Annotated in this window: 11 protein-coding genes and 1 pseudogene; 6 read left to right on the top strand and 6 right to left on the bottom strand. The window is 65.9% G+C overall.

Annotated features, from left to right (window positions below; genetic code table 11):
* Positions 1-110: 110 nt before the first annotated feature.
* Complete coding sequence (locus AC1DHL_RS03740; protein WP_478100237.1) at positions 111-860, top strand: OmpW/AlkL family protein; 750 nt, start codon at positions 111-113, stop codon at positions 858-860.
* A 388-nt stretch (positions 861-1,248) separates the two neighbouring features.
* On the opposite strand, the gene AC1DHL_RS03745 is transcribed toward AC1DHL_RS03740, so the two are convergent.
* From AC1DHL_RS03745 to AC1DHL_RS03765, 5 genes and pseudogenes are all read right to left on the bottom strand, one after another.
* Positions 1,249-1,536: a biotin/lipoyl attachment domain-containing protein gene (locus AC1DHL_RS03745; protein ID WP_478100386.1), complete on the bottom strand. Its 288-nt coding sequence runs from the start codon at positions 1,534-1,536 to the stop codon at positions 1,249-1,251.
* 84 nt (positions 1,537-1,620) lie between these two features.
* Positions 1,621-2,775, bottom strand: a pseudogene (locus tag AC1DHL_RS03750) (molybdopterin-dependent oxidoreductase); the annotation flags it as partial.
* 163 nt (positions 2,776-2,938) lie between these two features.
* Positions 2,939-3,397: a hypothetical protein gene (locus AC1DHL_RS03755; RefSeq protein ID WP_478100239.1), complete on the bottom strand. Its 459-nt coding sequence runs from the start codon at positions 3,395-3,397 to the stop codon at positions 2,939-2,941.
* Between the two features lie 107 nt (positions 3,398-3,504).
* On the bottom strand, positions 3,505-4,521 hold the full coding sequence (locus tag AC1DHL_RS03760; RefSeq protein ID WP_478160692.1) for a DHHA1 domain-containing protein: 1,017 nt from the start codon (positions 4,519-4,521) through the stop codon (positions 3,505-3,507).
* A gap of 14 nt (positions 4,522-4,535) precedes the next feature.
* The gene (locus AC1DHL_RS03765) at positions 4,536-7,424 is read right to left on the bottom strand and encodes an adenosylcobalamin-dependent ribonucleoside-diphosphate reductase (RefSeq protein WP_478160694.1); all 2,889 of its coding nucleotides are present in this window, start codon (positions 7,422-7,424) and stop codon (positions 4,536-4,538) included.
* Between the two features lie 139 nt (positions 7,425-7,563).
* On the opposite strand from AC1DHL_RS03765, the gene AC1DHL_RS03770 reads away from it, so the two are divergent.
* Entirely contained in the window at positions 7,564-10,260 is a 2,697-nt protein-coding gene (locus AC1DHL_RS03770) for a bifunctional acetate--CoA ligase family protein/GNAT family N-acetyltransferase (RefSeq protein WP_478160696.1), read from the top strand.
* 7 nt (positions 10,261-10,267) lie between these two features.
* Here AC1DHL_RS03770 and AC1DHL_RS03775 read toward each other — a convergent pair whose 3' ends face one another.
* Complete coding sequence (locus tag AC1DHL_RS03775; RefSeq protein ID WP_478100246.1) at positions 10,268-11,674, bottom strand: phenylacetate--CoA ligase family protein; 1,407 nt, start codon at positions 11,672-11,674, stop codon at positions 10,268-10,270.
* A gap of 100 nt (positions 11,675-11,774) precedes the next feature.
* Between AC1DHL_RS03775 and AC1DHL_RS03780 the strand changes: the two genes are divergently transcribed.
* The 4 genes from AC1DHL_RS03780 to AC1DHL_RS03795 all read left to right on the top strand — a co-directional run bounded on the left by AC1DHL_RS03780 (position 11,775) and on the right by AC1DHL_RS03795 (position 15,549).
* Positions 11,775-13,094, top strand: a complete 1,320-nt coding sequence (locus tag AC1DHL_RS03780; protein ID WP_478160698.1) for a lytic murein transglycosylase — start codon at positions 11,775-11,777, stop codon at positions 13,092-13,094.
* A gap of 67 nt (positions 13,095-13,161) precedes the next feature.
* Positions 13,162-13,731: a YbhB/YbcL family Raf kinase inhibitor-like protein gene (locus AC1DHL_RS03785; protein WP_478160700.1), complete on the top strand. Its 570-nt coding sequence runs from the start codon at positions 13,162-13,164 to the stop codon at positions 13,729-13,731.
* Positions 13,732-13,750: 19 nt separating this feature from the next.
* Positions 13,751-14,524 (top strand): YoaK family protein, encoded by a 774-nt coding sequence (locus tag AC1DHL_RS03790; RefSeq protein ID WP_478100250.1) that lies wholly within the window; start codon positions 13,751-13,753, stop codon positions 14,522-14,524.
* A 35-nt stretch (positions 14,525-14,559) separates the two neighbouring features.
* A complete protein-coding gene (locus AC1DHL_RS03795; RefSeq protein ID WP_478160702.1) occupies positions 14,560-15,549 on the top strand; it encodes a zinc-dependent alcohol dehydrogenase family protein in 990 nt (329 codons plus the stop codon).
* The last annotated feature ends 94 nt before the right edge of the window (positions 15,550-15,643 follow it).

The raw sequence follows: 15,643 nt of genomic DNA on the forward strand, positions 1-15,643 counted from the left end.
CCGCATGCGGAGCATCCCATCGATCACTCCCCACAGTTGGTGATCCCCAGCAGGCCAAACACACCCAGAATGCCATCACAGCTAATTCAGCAAGCACAGGAGGACTGGCCATGACGAAGTCCCGACCCGCATCGCACCGATGCGTCATCCTCCGTGTCGTCGCGCTCGGCATGGCAATGGCCGCATGCGCAGCACACGCCGACTCCGCAGGCAGCAACGTCTTTTCGATCGGCTGGGTCTACCTGAGCCCGCGGAGCTCCAGTGGACCCACGACGCTGGTTCAAGTCGGAGGCGTGCCCGTGTACCAGCCGCAAGCCGGTACCGGCGTGAAGGTACAGGGCGCAGGGACTGTCCTGCTGGCCTACGAGCACTTCTGGACGGACCAGTTCTCGACGCAGTTGGCCCTGGGCATCCCGCCCACCCACAAGTTCGAAGGCACCGGTCAGGTCGCTGTATTCGGCGTGCTCGGCGAAGCGCAACAGATCAGTCCGACCGTGCTCGCGAAGTACAACTTCGGCGAGCCCGGTCAAACGCTGCGGCCCTATGTCGGCCTCGGGTTCAACTACACATGGTTCCGCAACCCGCACATCACCAATGCCGCCTTCCAGGCTGCGAGCTATGGACCCGCTTCCGTGACCGGCGTTTCCGGAAGCCCGTCCTGGAATCCGGTCCTGAGTGCCGGGTTGAGCTACCGGCTTGACGAGCATTGGTCGCTTTTCGCGTCGCTCAGTTACGCGCCGCTCACCACCGATGTGACGGTCGACGCCGTCAACACCTCGCTCGGGGTCCCTGTGAAGACGATGACCGAGGTCAAGCTGCGTACATTGGCAACCGCTCTCAACCTCGCTTATCGCTTCTAGATCGACAGGCGACTAGAACACCATGGTGCGCCAGCGGAGATCGCTCGCGCGGTCCAGGAACTGCACGGCGCCGCCGCGGCCCGCACATTCCGGAATCAGTTGCGCAGCATCAAGTCCATGCGCCTGCAAGGCATCGGAACAGGCGTAGAAGACAGGGCCCAGCTTCTTCCTGCATCGAGTCGTAGACAGTCTTCGGATGGCTGGATGGCCGCAGCGATGCGGCCACACCTGCTTGCAGCAGCAGCACGCTCCGCGCCGTGAAGTAGACCTCCACCGGGAGATCGAGCGCTGCCGCGTGAAAGAACGGCGTTGCCAGACGGTGCGGCGCGTCGGGCTCGCTCGCCCAGCAGGATGGCGAGTCCAGCCGCCGTGTTGTCTGCGGGTGCGCTCACGACAGGTCCTTCACCGATTCGGCATGCCGCCCCATCGCGCGGGCGACTTGCGCGCCCTGCACGAGTTGCGGCAAGTTAGCCTGAAAGTTCCGCAAGCGCAGTCGCGCAAGCCATCCCTTGCCGTACGGATCGAGGTGAACCAGCTCTGGCTTCTCCTCCAGAAGCGGGTTCGTTTCCAGCACTCCGGCGGACCGGTCTTGTTGTACTGGAAGAAGCCCACCACCGCCGCGCCGACCAATTGCGGCCAGCGCGAGCGGCTTGGCGGCGCCCTTCCACAGCGACATCCATGGGCTGATCTTCGGATCGGAGGGCAGCCCGTGATAGAGCTCCGGCTTGTCGCCGTGCTGCAGCACGACATCACGTGCGTGTAACCCCAGGTCGGTCAGGCCCTGGATGTTGCTGTGTCCCCGCAAGGCGTTCATGCCGCCGCCGGCGATGCCGACGTTGCCGAGCAGCAATTGAACGATCGCAGCGGTGCGGATCATCTGCGATCCCTGGCTGTGCTGCGTCCACCCAAGCGCATACATGATTGTCATGGCCTTGTTTGGCACGGCGGCGGTCGCGACCATTTCGCACACCTAGAGGAACTTGTCCTTCGGCGTGCCGGTGATCTTGCTCGCCGACGTTGAACGACGCGTTGGTGTAATTCCTGACGTAGTCCTGCTGCAGCTTGTTGTTGCTCAGCAGATAGTTGATGACGCCTCCAAGGAACGCGATGTCGCTGCCCGCGCGGATCGGCGCGTAGAAGTCGCTCATGGCCGCCGAGCGCGTGAAGCGCGGGTCGACGACCACGAGCTTCGCCTTGTTGTGATGCTTGGCCTCGATCCCCCACTTGACGCCGCAGGGGTGCGCCTCGGCCGCGTTGCCACCCATGATCAGGACAGGATCAGCGTTCTTGATGTCCACCCAGTGGTTCGTCATCGCGCCGCGTCCGAACGTCGGGGCCAGACTGGCCACCGTCGGTCCGTGTCAAGCGCGCGCCTGGTTGTCGAAGACCAGCATCCCCATCGAGCGCATCGCCTTGTGGGTGACGTAGCCCGTTTCGTTGGAGGATGCGGAGGCGCACAGCATGCCGGTGCTGAGCCAGCGGTTGACCAGTTGGCCGTCGTCGTTCCTGGCGATGAAGTTCGCGTCGCGGTCGGCCTTCATCAACTTGGCGATGCGCGACATGGCCTCGTCCCACGAGACCCGCTTCCATTCGCTGCTGCCGGGCTCACGCATCTCCGGGTACCTGAGCCGGCTCGGGCTGTGCACGAAGTAGAGCAACCCGGCGCCCTTCGGACAGAGCGTGCCGCGATTCACAGGATGGTCCGGATCGCCCTCGATGCGAATGATCGATGAGGTGACGTTCTTCGCCTCGTCGCCCAGCCTGTACATGATGACTCCGCAGCCGACGGAGCAGCACGGCACGTGTTGCGCGCCTCCGCCAGTGCCAGCGTCGTCGAAAAGCCGAGTGCGACCGGGCTGGATGCCGCCAGCCCCGCGCCGCTGACGCGGAAGAATTGCCTTCGGTTCATACCCATCGTGAGCCTCCTGCGGTCGAAGGCGGCACCGAGTTCGGCCCGACAAAAGTGCGCGCCCGTACCTCAACTGCCACAGTGGGCAGTACAAAAACCCAGGCAGCAAGGATTGAAAATCTTTATGAATCTCGATTCATAGTAAGTTTCAACTTACAGCAGTTCGAATTCAGTCGACGTAGTCCAGAAAAAGGGGTGTCACTTCCTGGAGAAACATCAATTCCCTCGGGGAGATGCTTCGCGGCTCCAGATCGAAATGAATGAACGTGCCATAAGGCGTTCCGTCGCGGCGCTTGAGCAAGCGCCCGTAGTAGGACTCGATGAGACCGGCATGGGGGTGGTCCGCCAGGAGCAGGTCCTTGGAGGCGTGACTGGTCAGGAATTCCCCCTTCTCGATCGCAAACCGGCAAAGGCTCTTGCTGAGAGGAACGACCTTCAGCCAGGTGCGATATTCAGCGCTGCGGTCGAAGACGTAGGCCGCGCGCATCGTCTCGCCGACCAGCTTGTAAAGGCCTGTGTACCGATACTGCGTCCGGTCGTTGAGCAGCGCCAGCGCACGGTGAATTCCGTGAGTCGCAAGCGTGTTGCGAACCGCGTCGGCTTGCGTCGACAAATCAATCTCAAGCATCAAGGATCTCGGAAAAAAGGCAGAAGACCAGGACATGCCCGGCCGCCGGGGATTATTGGCGCGGGCGACAAACCCTGAATATATGGGGGCAATGGGGCCCCAAGGCTTCAACTGGAATCCGCCGGCGGCGGCTCCCTCCAGCGCTTCTTCGCAAAGGCCTCGACGAAACGCGGCAGTTCGTCCAGCGCGAGCCCGTCGATGCCTGCGGCCCGGGCGCGACCACCGCCGCCGAATTCGTGGCACAGCTCGTGCGCGCCCCACGGCGAAGCCAGCGGTGCGCGCACGCTGACGGCATAGCCGTTGCCTTGCGCCTTCAGCACCGCGTGCGCGCGCTGGGGCTCGGCATTCGCGAGTTCATTGGCGAAGCAGCCGAGCACGCGCCGGCTCCAGGGCGCATCGGGAAGAAGGTGCGCGCTGGCGAGCGCCCCCTGGCACAGCGGAGGCACCACGAAGGCCTGCCGGAGATCCTTGCGACGCATGACATCGATCTCGTCGACGACGGCTTCGTGCGCAAGCATGTCTCGCGGATCCGGATAGCGCAGCATGATTTCGTACAGGCGCCGCGGCGCGATGCACACATCGCGCTCGTCCTCGCCGTAGGCGTTGTAGTTGATCGCCTCGCCGAGGCGACGAAGCAACGCGCAATCCCCCGTGTCGAAGCCGGCGCCCTGGAACAGGCGCTCCGCCGCCATCGCCAGGTTGTCTCCGTAGGCGCCCACCAACGCCCAGGCACGAAACGCACCGCCGAGATGACGATCGACGAGCAGACTGGTGCAGACGTCGCTCGCGCCATCGATGTGCGCTTCGAGCAGCGGATGGTCAGGAACGCGCTGCACTGCGTGATGATCGAAGTAGCGCACGCGAACACCGGCGTCGAGCAGCCGAAGCAGGTCGGCGTGATTGCGCTGCATCGAAAGATCGAAGACGTTGACCTCGTCGCCGGCTTGCGCGCGCACTTGCGCAAGCAAGGCGATGTCGTGCTTCAAACCCGTCACCAGCACGGCAGGCGACGGATCGTGCAGGTGCCATTGCACCGCGGCGCACAAGCCGTCGGCATCGCCGTTGCACACGTCGATGCGTTGCGGGTTCGTCGGAGGGTCAGCGGGATCAACAGGCTTCGTCATAGGGACCACCCTTGCTAGCCGCAACTTCCGATGTGGCCGCATGCCGTGCAGAAGTCGCATCCGTCCTTCTGGATCATCGTGGCGTTGCCGCATTCTGGGCACAGCGCGCCGGGCATCGGCGGCGGCTGGTCGGACATGGTCGCCGGCGCCTGCAGGATGCCCATCGCCCTCAGGGGGCATCCGTCGGCGTCCAGCACGCCCAGCATGGCGTAGCGATGGATGATCAGCCGCGCGACGTAAGCCACGGTCGATGGCCAGACCTGCTGCCGCTGGGCGCCGCTCGGCAACCCCGGAACGAACGCCAGAAAGTGCCCCAGCGGTTCCGCGTAGTTCAGCAGCTTTCGCAACTTCATGCCGATCCATGCCGGGTCGAGCACGCGCATGTCCAACGAAAGAATACGCACCAGGCCGTCCAGTGCCCTCGGGTAGTTGCCTGAAAGACCCAGCGCGCAAGGCCGAGCGACCTTGCCGCCCTGCCCGTCCGGCAGCAGGACTTCCTTGAGCATCAGCGTGAATGTCTCATCGCTCGCCGGATTGTGGACGTCCACCGCCCAGGCGAGCGTTCCGTTCGGTCCGGTCTGCGGTTCGTCCCGGCTGAACAGGGCGTCGATGACCGGCGTGGCCGCGCGCTCCTCGCCCTGCCACAGGCCCAACTGGTCGCAGCGCCAGCGGATCACCGCCGCGGTGGCCGCCACCACGCCGGGAAAGCGCCGCATCTCCCCATTCGGCGGGAAAGGCATCTCGAAGGAGCGTTCTTCCTGGACGGTGGTCAGCACGTCGAGCTTGAGGCGCATCCACGTCGGGTCTTTCGCGCGCAGGTCCATCGACAGTGTTTTCGCCAGCGCGCCGAGGCCGCGGGGCTGCTCAGCCCCATTGACCCAGACCTCGAACGGGGCCGGCTTGCCGTCTTCCGGCAGTTCGCCGATGAAAAGCGCGAACTCGCCGTAGGGATGGCGAACCATGTACGACCATGCCGCATTCCCTGCCGGCAAATCCGGACGCCCAGGCCAGCGCAGCGATGCCAGCACCGGCTGCGGCATGCGCTCGAGCAGCAGGCGCTCGTTCAACGGCCCGGCGTCGATCGTCATGGGCTGCTGCGCGCTCGCGGGGGCATGCGTGCTCAGCACCGCGCCGAGCACCGCATTGGGCCGGTAGGTGGCCAGCCCCTTCAGTCCGGACTTCCAGGCGCGCAGGTACAGGTCCTTGAAATCCGCGTAGGGATAGTCGGCGGGCACATTCACCGTCTTCGAGATGGCGGTGTCGACATGCGGCGCCACGGCCGCGACCATTTCCTCATGCGCCTGTGCGCTCATCTGAAGCGCCGTCACGAAGGCCTGCGTGAGCGGCGCGTTCTCGCCCTTGAGGTGCCGATACAGCCGCCACGCGTGATCCTCCACCGCATGTTCCTCGAACCCGCCATCGGGCGTGCGCTTGCGGCGCGTGTAGGTCCACGAGAACGCCGGCTCGATCCCGTTGCTGACGTTGTCCGCGAAGGCGAGGCTGATGGTGCCCGTGGGCGCGATGGAAAGCAGGTGCGAATTGCGCAGGCCGGTCGCACGGATGCGCTCCTTGACTGCTGCCGGCAGCCGCGAGGCGAAGGTGCCGCGCTGGAGGTAGAGATCGGCATTGAACAGCGGAAAGGCGCCCCGCTCCGCCGCGAGTTCGACCGACGCCCCGTAGGCGGCGTCGCGCAGCACTTCGGCGATGCGACGCGCGGCATTGCGCGCCTCGGCGCTGTCGTAGCGCAGGTTCAGCATCACCAGCGCGTCGCCGAGCCCCGTGAACCCGAGGCCGATGCGCCGCTTGTTGCGCGCCTCTTCCCGCTGGCGATCCAGCGGCCAGAAGGTGATGTCCAGTACGTTGTCGAGCATGCGCACCGCCAAGGCCGCCATGCGCGCAAAGGCCTCTTCGTCGAAACTTGCGTCCGCTTCGAAGGGCGCGCGCACGAAGCGCGTCAAATCGATGGACCCGAGGCAGCAGCAGCCGTAAGGCGGAAGGGGCTGTTCGCCGCACGGATTGGTGGCCGCGATGCTCTCGCAGTAGGACAGGTTGTTGTCGAGATTGATCCGGTCCAGGAAAAGAACGCCCGGCTCGGCATGGTCGTAGGTCGACCGCATGATCTGGTCCCACAGCGCGCGAGCGGCAAGCGACCGGTAGACCCACAAGCCATCCTCGCGCTGGCGCGCGCCCGCGGCCAGCAGTCGGGGCCCCGGCGCGGCCCGATGCACCAGTTCGAAGGTCTTGTCCTCCTGCACCGCATTCATGAACGCATCGGTCAGGCCGACCGAGATGTTGAAGTTGGTCAGGTCGCCGTCATCCTTGGCGTGGATGAATTCCTCGATGTCCGGATGGTCGCAGCGCAGCACGCCCATCTGGGCGCCCCGGCGCGAACCGGCGGACTCGACCGTCTCGCATGAACGGTCGAAGACACGCATGTACGAGACCGGCCCCGACGCACTTGACCGCGTGCTCTCGACCCAGGCGCCGCTCGGCCGGATGCGCGAGAAGTCATAGCCGACGCCGCCGCCCCGGCGCATGGTTTCGGCGGCTTCCGTGAGTGCAACGTAGATACCGGGATGGCCGTCGTCGTCGGATGCAATGGAGTCCCCCACCGGCTGCACGAAGCAATTGATCAGTGTCGCGGACAAGGCCGTGCCGGCCGCCGACTGGATGCGCCCCGCGGGCAGGAATCCATCCTCCAGCGCTTGCAGGAAGCGAGGCTCCCACTGCGCGCGCAGCTCGGGTTTCTCGGCCTGGGCGATCGCCCGGGCCACGCGGCGGCGGACGTCGTCGATGCTGCGCTCATTGTCCTTGGCGTACTTTTCCAGCAGCACCTCGTGGCTGATCGGCTGCGGGGGCAGCGTCTGCCGCGTGGGCGAACTCTTCAGGGCATCTGTCGTCATGGCGCTCCCGTCCGGACGAAGCACAGGTCTACATGATGCGAGGCGGCGGGGGCTTCGTCCACCCCGGGGGCTTTTTGCTTCTTCAACCATGTCGCGGTAGGCTCGCCGCTCGCACCTCCAGAGCGTGCAGACTGAGCCCATGGACAAGCACTACCTCGCTCCCTTGTTTTCCCCTGCCTCGGTCGTCGTCTTTGCCGGCGCCCGCGGCGAATCGGGCGGATCGGCGCCGCGCGCGCTGGTCGGCACGCTGCAGGACGCACTGCGCGCCCAGCGCTATGCCGGCACGCTCCACTTCCTCGACATAGAGACCAGCGGAACGCTGGCCGACCTTGCGCAGGCGCGAGCGGACCTCGCCATCATCGCGTTGCCCCCGCAGGAGATCGCCGCGGCCCTGGAACTCGCCGGGCGCATCCGCTGCAGGGCGGCATTGGTGATTTCGAGCGGCATCGACGACGGACAGGCCACGGCCCTGAAGAAGATCGCGCAGCGCGAGGACGTGCATCTGCTGGGTCCCAACTCCCTGGGATTCCAGCGCCCCCATCTGCAACTCAACGCCAGCGTCGCCGGCCCCCTGGCCCGGGCCGGCTCGCTGGCGATGGTGTCGCAGTCGGGCGCGCTCACCGCGTCCATGCTGGATTGGGCCCGCAAGAACATGGTGGGGTTTTCGGCCGTCGTCTCCGTCGGCTCGCACAGCAGCCTCGACATTGCCGAGGTGCTGGATTTCCTGGCGCACGATCCCCAGACGCAAAGCATCATCGTGTACTTCGAAGGCATCAACAACGCGCGGCACTTCATGAGCGCGCTGCGTTCCGCGGCCAACGCCAAGCCGGTGGTGGTGCTGAAAGCCGGCCGCAAACCCGCCGGCAACGAGGCCGCCCAGACGCACAGCAGCACCATCGTCGGCAGCGACGACGTGTTCGACGCCGCGCTGCGTCGCGCGGGCGCCGTGCGGGTGCGCTCGTTCGTGGAACTGTTCTCCGCCGCCAAGTGCCTGGCTTCGCGCTATAGGCCCGTGGGGCGCCGCCTCGCGATCATCACCAACGGGGGCGGCCCCGGCGTGCTGGCGGCCGATTGGGTGAATGAGATTTCGCTCCAGCTTGCGAAGCTCTCTCCGGCCTCGGTCGCCGCCCTCTCGCCCCAGTTGCCGGCCTCGGCATCGCTGTCCGATCTGGTCGACCTGTCCGAAGAAGCCACCCCGGCGAACTACGAGGCGGCCATCGCGGCGGCAGGCAAGGACCCGCAGGTCGACGGCTTGCTCGCCATCTATTCGCCGAAGACGCGGACGGACGCATCGGCGATGGCACGCGCCCTTGTCAGCGCGCACGGCTCGATCAGCAAACCGCTGCTGTCGTGCTGGATGGGTGATGCCTCGGTCGGCGAAGGCCGCGCGATCATCAACGAAGCGGGCATCCCGAGCTTTCGCACGCCCGAAGCCGCCGTCGGCGCCTTCGGCAACATCGCGGCCTTCTATCAGAACCAGCAACTGCTGCAGCAGATTCCGCCGCCGTTGTCGACGATGGCCAAGCCCGACATCGAAGGAGCCCGGCTGGTCATCGAGAGCGTGCTGGCGGAGCGCCGCAAGGTGCTGACAGAGATGGAGTCCAAGACGCTGCTCTCGGCCTTTCACATCCCGATCACGAGGACCCTGCTGGCGCGCAGCGCCCACGAGGCCATGATGATCGCGACGCAGCTCGGCTTTCCGGTCGCGCTCAAGATCGATTCGCCCGACATCAGCCACAAGTCCGACGTGGACGGCGTGGCGCTCAACATCATGAACGGCGCCAGCGCGCGCGACACCTACCGCGACATGGTGGAACGCGTGGCGCGACTGATGCCCGAAGCGCACGTCAACGGCGTGACGGTTCAGAAAATGGCGCGCGCGCAACGCGGCCGCGAGATCCATGTCGGCCTGGTGACCGACAAGCCCTTCGGCCCCGTCATCGTCTTCGGTGCGGGCGGCACCATGATCGAGCTCATCAACGACCGGTCGATGGAGCTGCCGCCGCTCAATACCTTTCTCGCGCGGCAGCTGATTGCACGCTCGCGGGTGGCCGAGACCCTGGGAGAGTGGCGAGGCGCCAGCGCGGTCGACATGGAGGCGCTCGAGCAGCTGTTGCTGCGCGTCTCCGAAATGGTGTGCGAGCTGCCCGAACTGCGCGAGATGGACATCAACCCCATCATCGTCGACGCCTCGGGCGCGGTGGCGGTGGATGCCCGCATCCTGATCGACAGCGCGCCGCGCCCGGCCGGCGGGCGCTCGAACGACTACCACCACCTCTCGATACTCCCCTACCCGGCCCGACACGAGCGCACCTGGCCGATGCCCGGCGGCGGCATGTACACCGTGCGACCCATTCATCCCGGCGACGCCCCGATGCTGCAGGAACTGGTGCAGCACCTGTCGCCGCAAAGCCGGTACTTCCGCTTCGTGTCCTGGTTCGAGGAGCTGCCTGCGACCATGTTGTCGCGCTTCACACTGATCGACTACGACCGGGAGATGGCGCTCGTGGCCGTGTTCTCGGAACGCACCACGGACGCCGCCGGCGAAATCCACGAAACCGAGCGCATCGTGGGCGTGTCGCGCTACATCACCAATCCGGACCAGGAAAGCTGCGAGTTCTCGCTGCTGGTGGCGGACGAATTCAGCGGCAAGGGAATCGGGTCGCGACTGATGGAAAGCATCATCGAGGCCGCGCGCGAGAAGGGTCTCTCGGAGATCGACGGCCTGGTGCTGACGAGCAATTCCGAGATGTTGAAGCTGATGAAGAAGCTGGGCTTCTCGGTCAAGCGCTTCGACGAGGATCCCGACTTCAGGCTGGTGACCTACGCCCTCTGAGCGCCGCTCAGGAGGACGGTCCTGCGACTACCCTCTGCACCTTGCCGCTGCGGCCGACACGTCCGGCTTCGCCGCTGCGGCAACGAATGTTCACGCCGACCGCGCCCTGTGATTCGAGGAACGCGCCGAGCACCTGGTGCGCGCGCCGAAGTGCAAGATCGGCCTCGACGCCGCGCAGGCCGGTTCGCAGCAAGAGCTCGCAGGGCCCTTCCTGGACGAGTTGGAAATCGAACAGGCCGGCATCTTCCTCAAGCATCGTGCTGAGCGCGAGGGGCAGCATGCGGACCGAACCCGCGTCTTCGCGGCCCAGGTGCAGCGTGTCGTCGCAGCGGCCCTGCACCTCGACCACGGGCAGGCTGGAGCCGCAGGCACAGGCGTGCGCATGCACCGTGACACGATCGCCCAGGTCGTAGCGGATCAGCGGTTGCACATGGTTGGCCAGGTTGGTGAGCAGGGTCGTCGCACCGGCCTTGCCGGGCGCAACGGCGTGGCCCTGCGCATCCACCGTCTCGAGGATGACCCAATCGCTGTTGAGATGCAGGTGGCCCCTGTCGCACTCGGATGCCAGCGAGAGGAATTCCGACGCGCCGTAGCTGTTGGTCACGGGGCAACCGAATGCGCCTTGGACGAATTCGCGCTTGGCCGCCGAAAGGTCCTCGCCGCCGACCCACACTTCGCTCGGCGACGTTCGCAGCCGGCCATCCATGCGTTCTTCCGCCAGCAGCGCCGCGGCACTCGGGTACGTGGCAAGAATCGTCGGCGCGAACGCATTCAGGTCCGCCACGATGTCCTTCACAGGCTGGAGGAACGAGATACCGCGCAGGCGGCCCGACAAGGCCGGGTTGAGGCGCCGAAGCCGCTCGATCGACACGGTGCTCGCGAAATGACCTCCGGTCGCACCGACGAACGCAATGCGGTCCGCCAGGCCCCACGGGTCGAACAGCCGCTGCAACGGTCGAAGCACCGGCCGCCGCACGGCCTCCAGTGCGTCGTAGACCGCCATCGCCATGGTGTCCTGCACGAAGATCCCCGACTCGCCGCTGCTGCCCGAGCTTTCCCACACCACATAGCGCTCCGCGAACGGCTCTGCAATCCGGGCGCGATCGGCCACGAAGCGGCGCAGCGCGTCCAGACGGAGGCCCGGATCGGCGACCCAATCGTCAAAGCGCTTCATGAGGTCGGCCTTGTGCATGACCGGCAAGTCTTCCAGGCGCAGGCGATCCGGATCGCCGCAGCCCTTGAGCACCCGGCCGTACAACGGCGACTTCCGCCTTGCCGACATGAGCAATCGGCTGAGGCGTTCGGCCCGTCTCGATGCCAGCGCATCCGAAGTTGCGCGCGCAGCCATGGCGACGTCGACCGCGACCGTGCCGGACAGCCAGGCGTCGAGCGGGGGCGGTGGAACTGGACTCATGGGGCTGCCCACGCAAGGCACGCGGGTCTTGCGGTGTACGCCTGCGGACGGGATCGCGCAACTGCAATCGCCATATCGCCCGGAGGTGAAAATCCGGGGGATGCAACAAGCCAACTCCCCGTCGCTTCGTTTTCCCGGCATCGTCTGCTTGACGCTCGCGATCGCGCTTCTCGCGGGATGTGCCTCGACGCCGCCGGCGGCAACATCCCAGCCCCCTGCACCTGCACCGAGCGCCCGGCCCGCGCCGGTGCCAGCGCCTCCTCCAGCGCCGCCCTCAGGCGTTGACGACGCGGCGGTCCAGCAGAAGTTCGCCAAATGGGTGGCGGATTTCCGCGCATCCGCGCGCGCGTCGGGCGTCAGCGAAGCGACGCTGCGTATCGCGTTCGACAATGTCCAGTTCCTGCCGCGCGTCATTGAACTGGACCGCGCACAACCCGAATTCACGCGCTCGGTGTGGGACTACCTTGACAACACCGTGACACCCCAACGGGTCGCACTCGGCCAGGACAAGCTGCAGCAGGTGCGCAACGAAGCCGATGCCGCCGCTCGCCGCTATGGCGTTCCGCCGAGCATCGTGGTCGCCATCTGGGGCATGGAAAGCAACTTCGGCGGCAATTACGGCAGCACACCCACCATCGACGCTTTGGCAACCCTGGGCTTCGAAGGACGCCGCGAGGACTGGGCACGCCGCGAGTTGCTGTCGGCGCTGAAGATCCTCGACAACGGCGACATCGACCGCGACCACATGATCGGCTCCTGGGCCGGCGCCATGGGCCAGACGCAATTCCTGCCGTCGAACTTCCTGGCCTACGCGGTGGATGCGGACGGCGACGGCCGGCGCGACATCTGGGGCAGCATGGCCGACGTCACGGCCTCGACCGCCAACTTCCTGTCGCGCTCGGGCTGGCAGGCAGGCCAGCCCTGGGGCGTCGAAATCCGGCTGCCGGCCGGCTTCGACTACGGCCGCGCCGACCCTGCGGTTCGTCAATCCACGGCCCAATGGACCGCCGAAGGGGTCCAAGCCATCAACGGCAAGCCGCTGCCGGACTTTGCCGACGGCTCGATCCTCCTGCCCGCGGGCGCGGGCGGGCCGGCCTTCCTGGTCGGACCGAACTTCCGCGCGATTCTTCGCTACAACAACTCGACCAGCTACGCGCTCGCGGTGGGCCTTCTCGCACAACGGCTGGATGGCGGCCCCGGCGTCCAGGCGGCATGGCCACGGGATCTGGGCACCCTCTCGCGCAGCCAGATCATCGAACTGCAGACCGCCCTCAATCAGCGTGGCTTTGCCAGCGGCGCGCCCGACGGCGTCATGGGGCCGGCCACCCGCGACGGGGTCCGCCGTTATCAACGCAGCATCGGCGTACCCGCGGATGGCTATCCGAGCGCGGAACTGCTTCTGCGTTTGCAGCAGCCCTAGTCTCGTTTCCTGTCGTTCAGGGTAGGATTTCGACAGCCCGCGCGGCACCCCCGAAAAGGAGCAGACGATGACGAGTCCCAGATTTCGTTCGATCACCCTTGCCATTGCCTTGGTGTCTTGCCTGCCGCTCGCCAACGGCGCGGGGTTTGCGCTCAGCAGTCCGGGCATCAAGTCCGGCGGCACGCTGCCCGACGCTCAGGTCTTCAACGACTTCGGCTGCAAAGGGAAGAACATGTCCCCTCCATTGAAGTGGAGCGGCGCGCCCAAGGACACGAAGAGCTTCGCCCTCACGGTGTACGACCCCGATGCGCCCACGGGTTCGGGGTGGTGGCACTGGGTGGTCTACAACATCCCCGCCACGGCGACCGAACTGCCTGAGGACGCCGGCACCGTCGACAGCAAGAGTCTCCCGGCTGGAAGTGCCCAGGTGCGAAATGACTTCGGCGTACCGGCATTCGGTGGTGCGTGCCCGCCGCCAGGCGACAAGCCGCACCGCTATATCTTCACGGTCTACGCGCTGAAGACCGACAAGCTGGAAGTTCCACCCGAAGGCACGCCGGCGCTGGTTGGTTTCATGGTGAATGCCAACAAGCTGGGCGCTGCCACTTTCACCGCGAAATACGGACGATCGAAGTAACTCGTCCATTGGCCATTCGATGCGCAGACTTCGCTTTCTCACCAACCGGCACCGTGCGCCTTCGACGAACCATGCGCTTGGCCTGTTGCTGGCCTTCAACGCCGGCGCGGTGAACGCTGGCGGTTTCCTGGTGCTGCATCTCTATACGTCGCACATGACCGGCTTCGCGTCGCAACTGGCCGATGGCGCGGCTCTGGGCGATCCGAGGCTGCTGCTGAATGCGATGGGCGCCATCCTCTCGTTCCTGACAGGCGCCGCCACGACGGCCATGTTGGTCAACTGGGGGCGCCAGCATCGCATCCACGGGGTCTACGCCCTGCCCCTGCTGCTTGAGGCTGCGCTGATGTTCCCTTTCGGCTTGATGGGTGCCATCACGCTGACCTGGACCACGCCCTTTGCCGTGCCGCTGACCGTCCTGCTGCTGTCATTCATCATGGGGTTGCAGAATGCGGTGGCATCGAAGACCTCGGGCGGCAGCATCCGGACCACGCACATGACGGGCAACATCACCGACCTGGGTATGGAACTCGGCAAGATGCTCTACTGGAATCGCAAGAGCCACGAATCGGGAGGCCGCGTCAGGCACAACCGCAGTCGCATGCGGCTGTGCGGTGGGCTGATCGGCATGTTCGTGCTGGGTGGCGTCGTCGGGGCCCTCGGCTTCAAGTACGTCGGATTCATTTGCGTGGTCCCGCTGGCCGCGTTGCTGATGGCGCTTTCCCTTCCTCCACTTCACAGGGATTTGAGTCGATTCAGGCGTTGGTTGGGGGGCGCTTCGAGCTCTACCGTTTGATGTTCAGCGGCCTTGATCCGACACGAGCGATGGCAATGCGGGCAATGGTGCTTCATGCGCCCGGCCAGCCGCTGCGCCTGGAGGAGCGCCCGCTTCCGGACCCCGCCACCGGCGAATTGCGCCTCCGCGTGCTGGCGTGTGCGGTCTGCCGCACCGACTTGCATGTGGTCGACGGCGACCTGCCGATGCACACGCTGCCGATCGTGCCGGGCCACGAGATCGTCGGCGAGGTGGAGGCGATCGGTGCCGGCGTGCACGCGCATCGCATCGGCGATCGTGTCGGCGTGCCTTGGCTCGGCCATACCTGCGGGCACTGCGCGTTCTGCGCCAGCGGGCGCGAGAACCTCTGTGACACACCGCGCTTCACCGGCTATGACCGCGATGGCGGTTTTGCGAGTCACGTGGTTGCGGAGGCCGAGTTCTGCCTTCCGCTCGGCGCAACGATGCAAGACCCTGCGCACATCGCGCCCCTGATGTGCGCCGGACTGATCGGCTGGCGCAGCCTGAAGGCGGCTGGAGAAGACGCGCGGCGCCTGGGCATCTACGGCTTCGGCGCCGCGGCGCACCTCATCGCTCAGGTCGCCGTGGCGCAAGGGCGGCAGGTTCACGCTTTCACGCGACCGGGCGACCTGAAAGGTCAGTCATTCGCCAAGACGCTCGGTGCCGTGTGGGCCGGAGGCTCGGACGAGATGCCCGCCGAGCCACTCGATGCCGCGATCATCTTCGCGCCTGCAGGCGATCTCGTGCCCCTCGCCTTGCGTGCAGTGCGCAAGGGCGGGCGGGTCGTTTGCGGCGGCATTCACATGAGCGACATTCCCGCCTTTCCCTACCGCCTCCTCTGGGAAGAGCGCCAGCTCGTCTCGGTCGCGAACCTGACCCGCGCAGATGCCCGCGAGTTTCTCGACGTCGTGCGAACGCATCCACCGCAAGTTCATGTCACGACCTATCCGCTGGTGCAAGCCAATGAAGCGATGGCGGACCTGCGCGCCGGCAAGCTTCAAGGCGCCGCAGTCTTGATTCCTTGAAAGGAATCCCATGTCCAGGCTTCGTGTTGAATTGCGGGTGAACGCGCGCCACATGTCATTTTGAAGAAGTGCCGAGTAGAGTTGCCGAGCAAAT

Source organism: Variovorax sp. 10L426, from assembly GCF_056395305.1.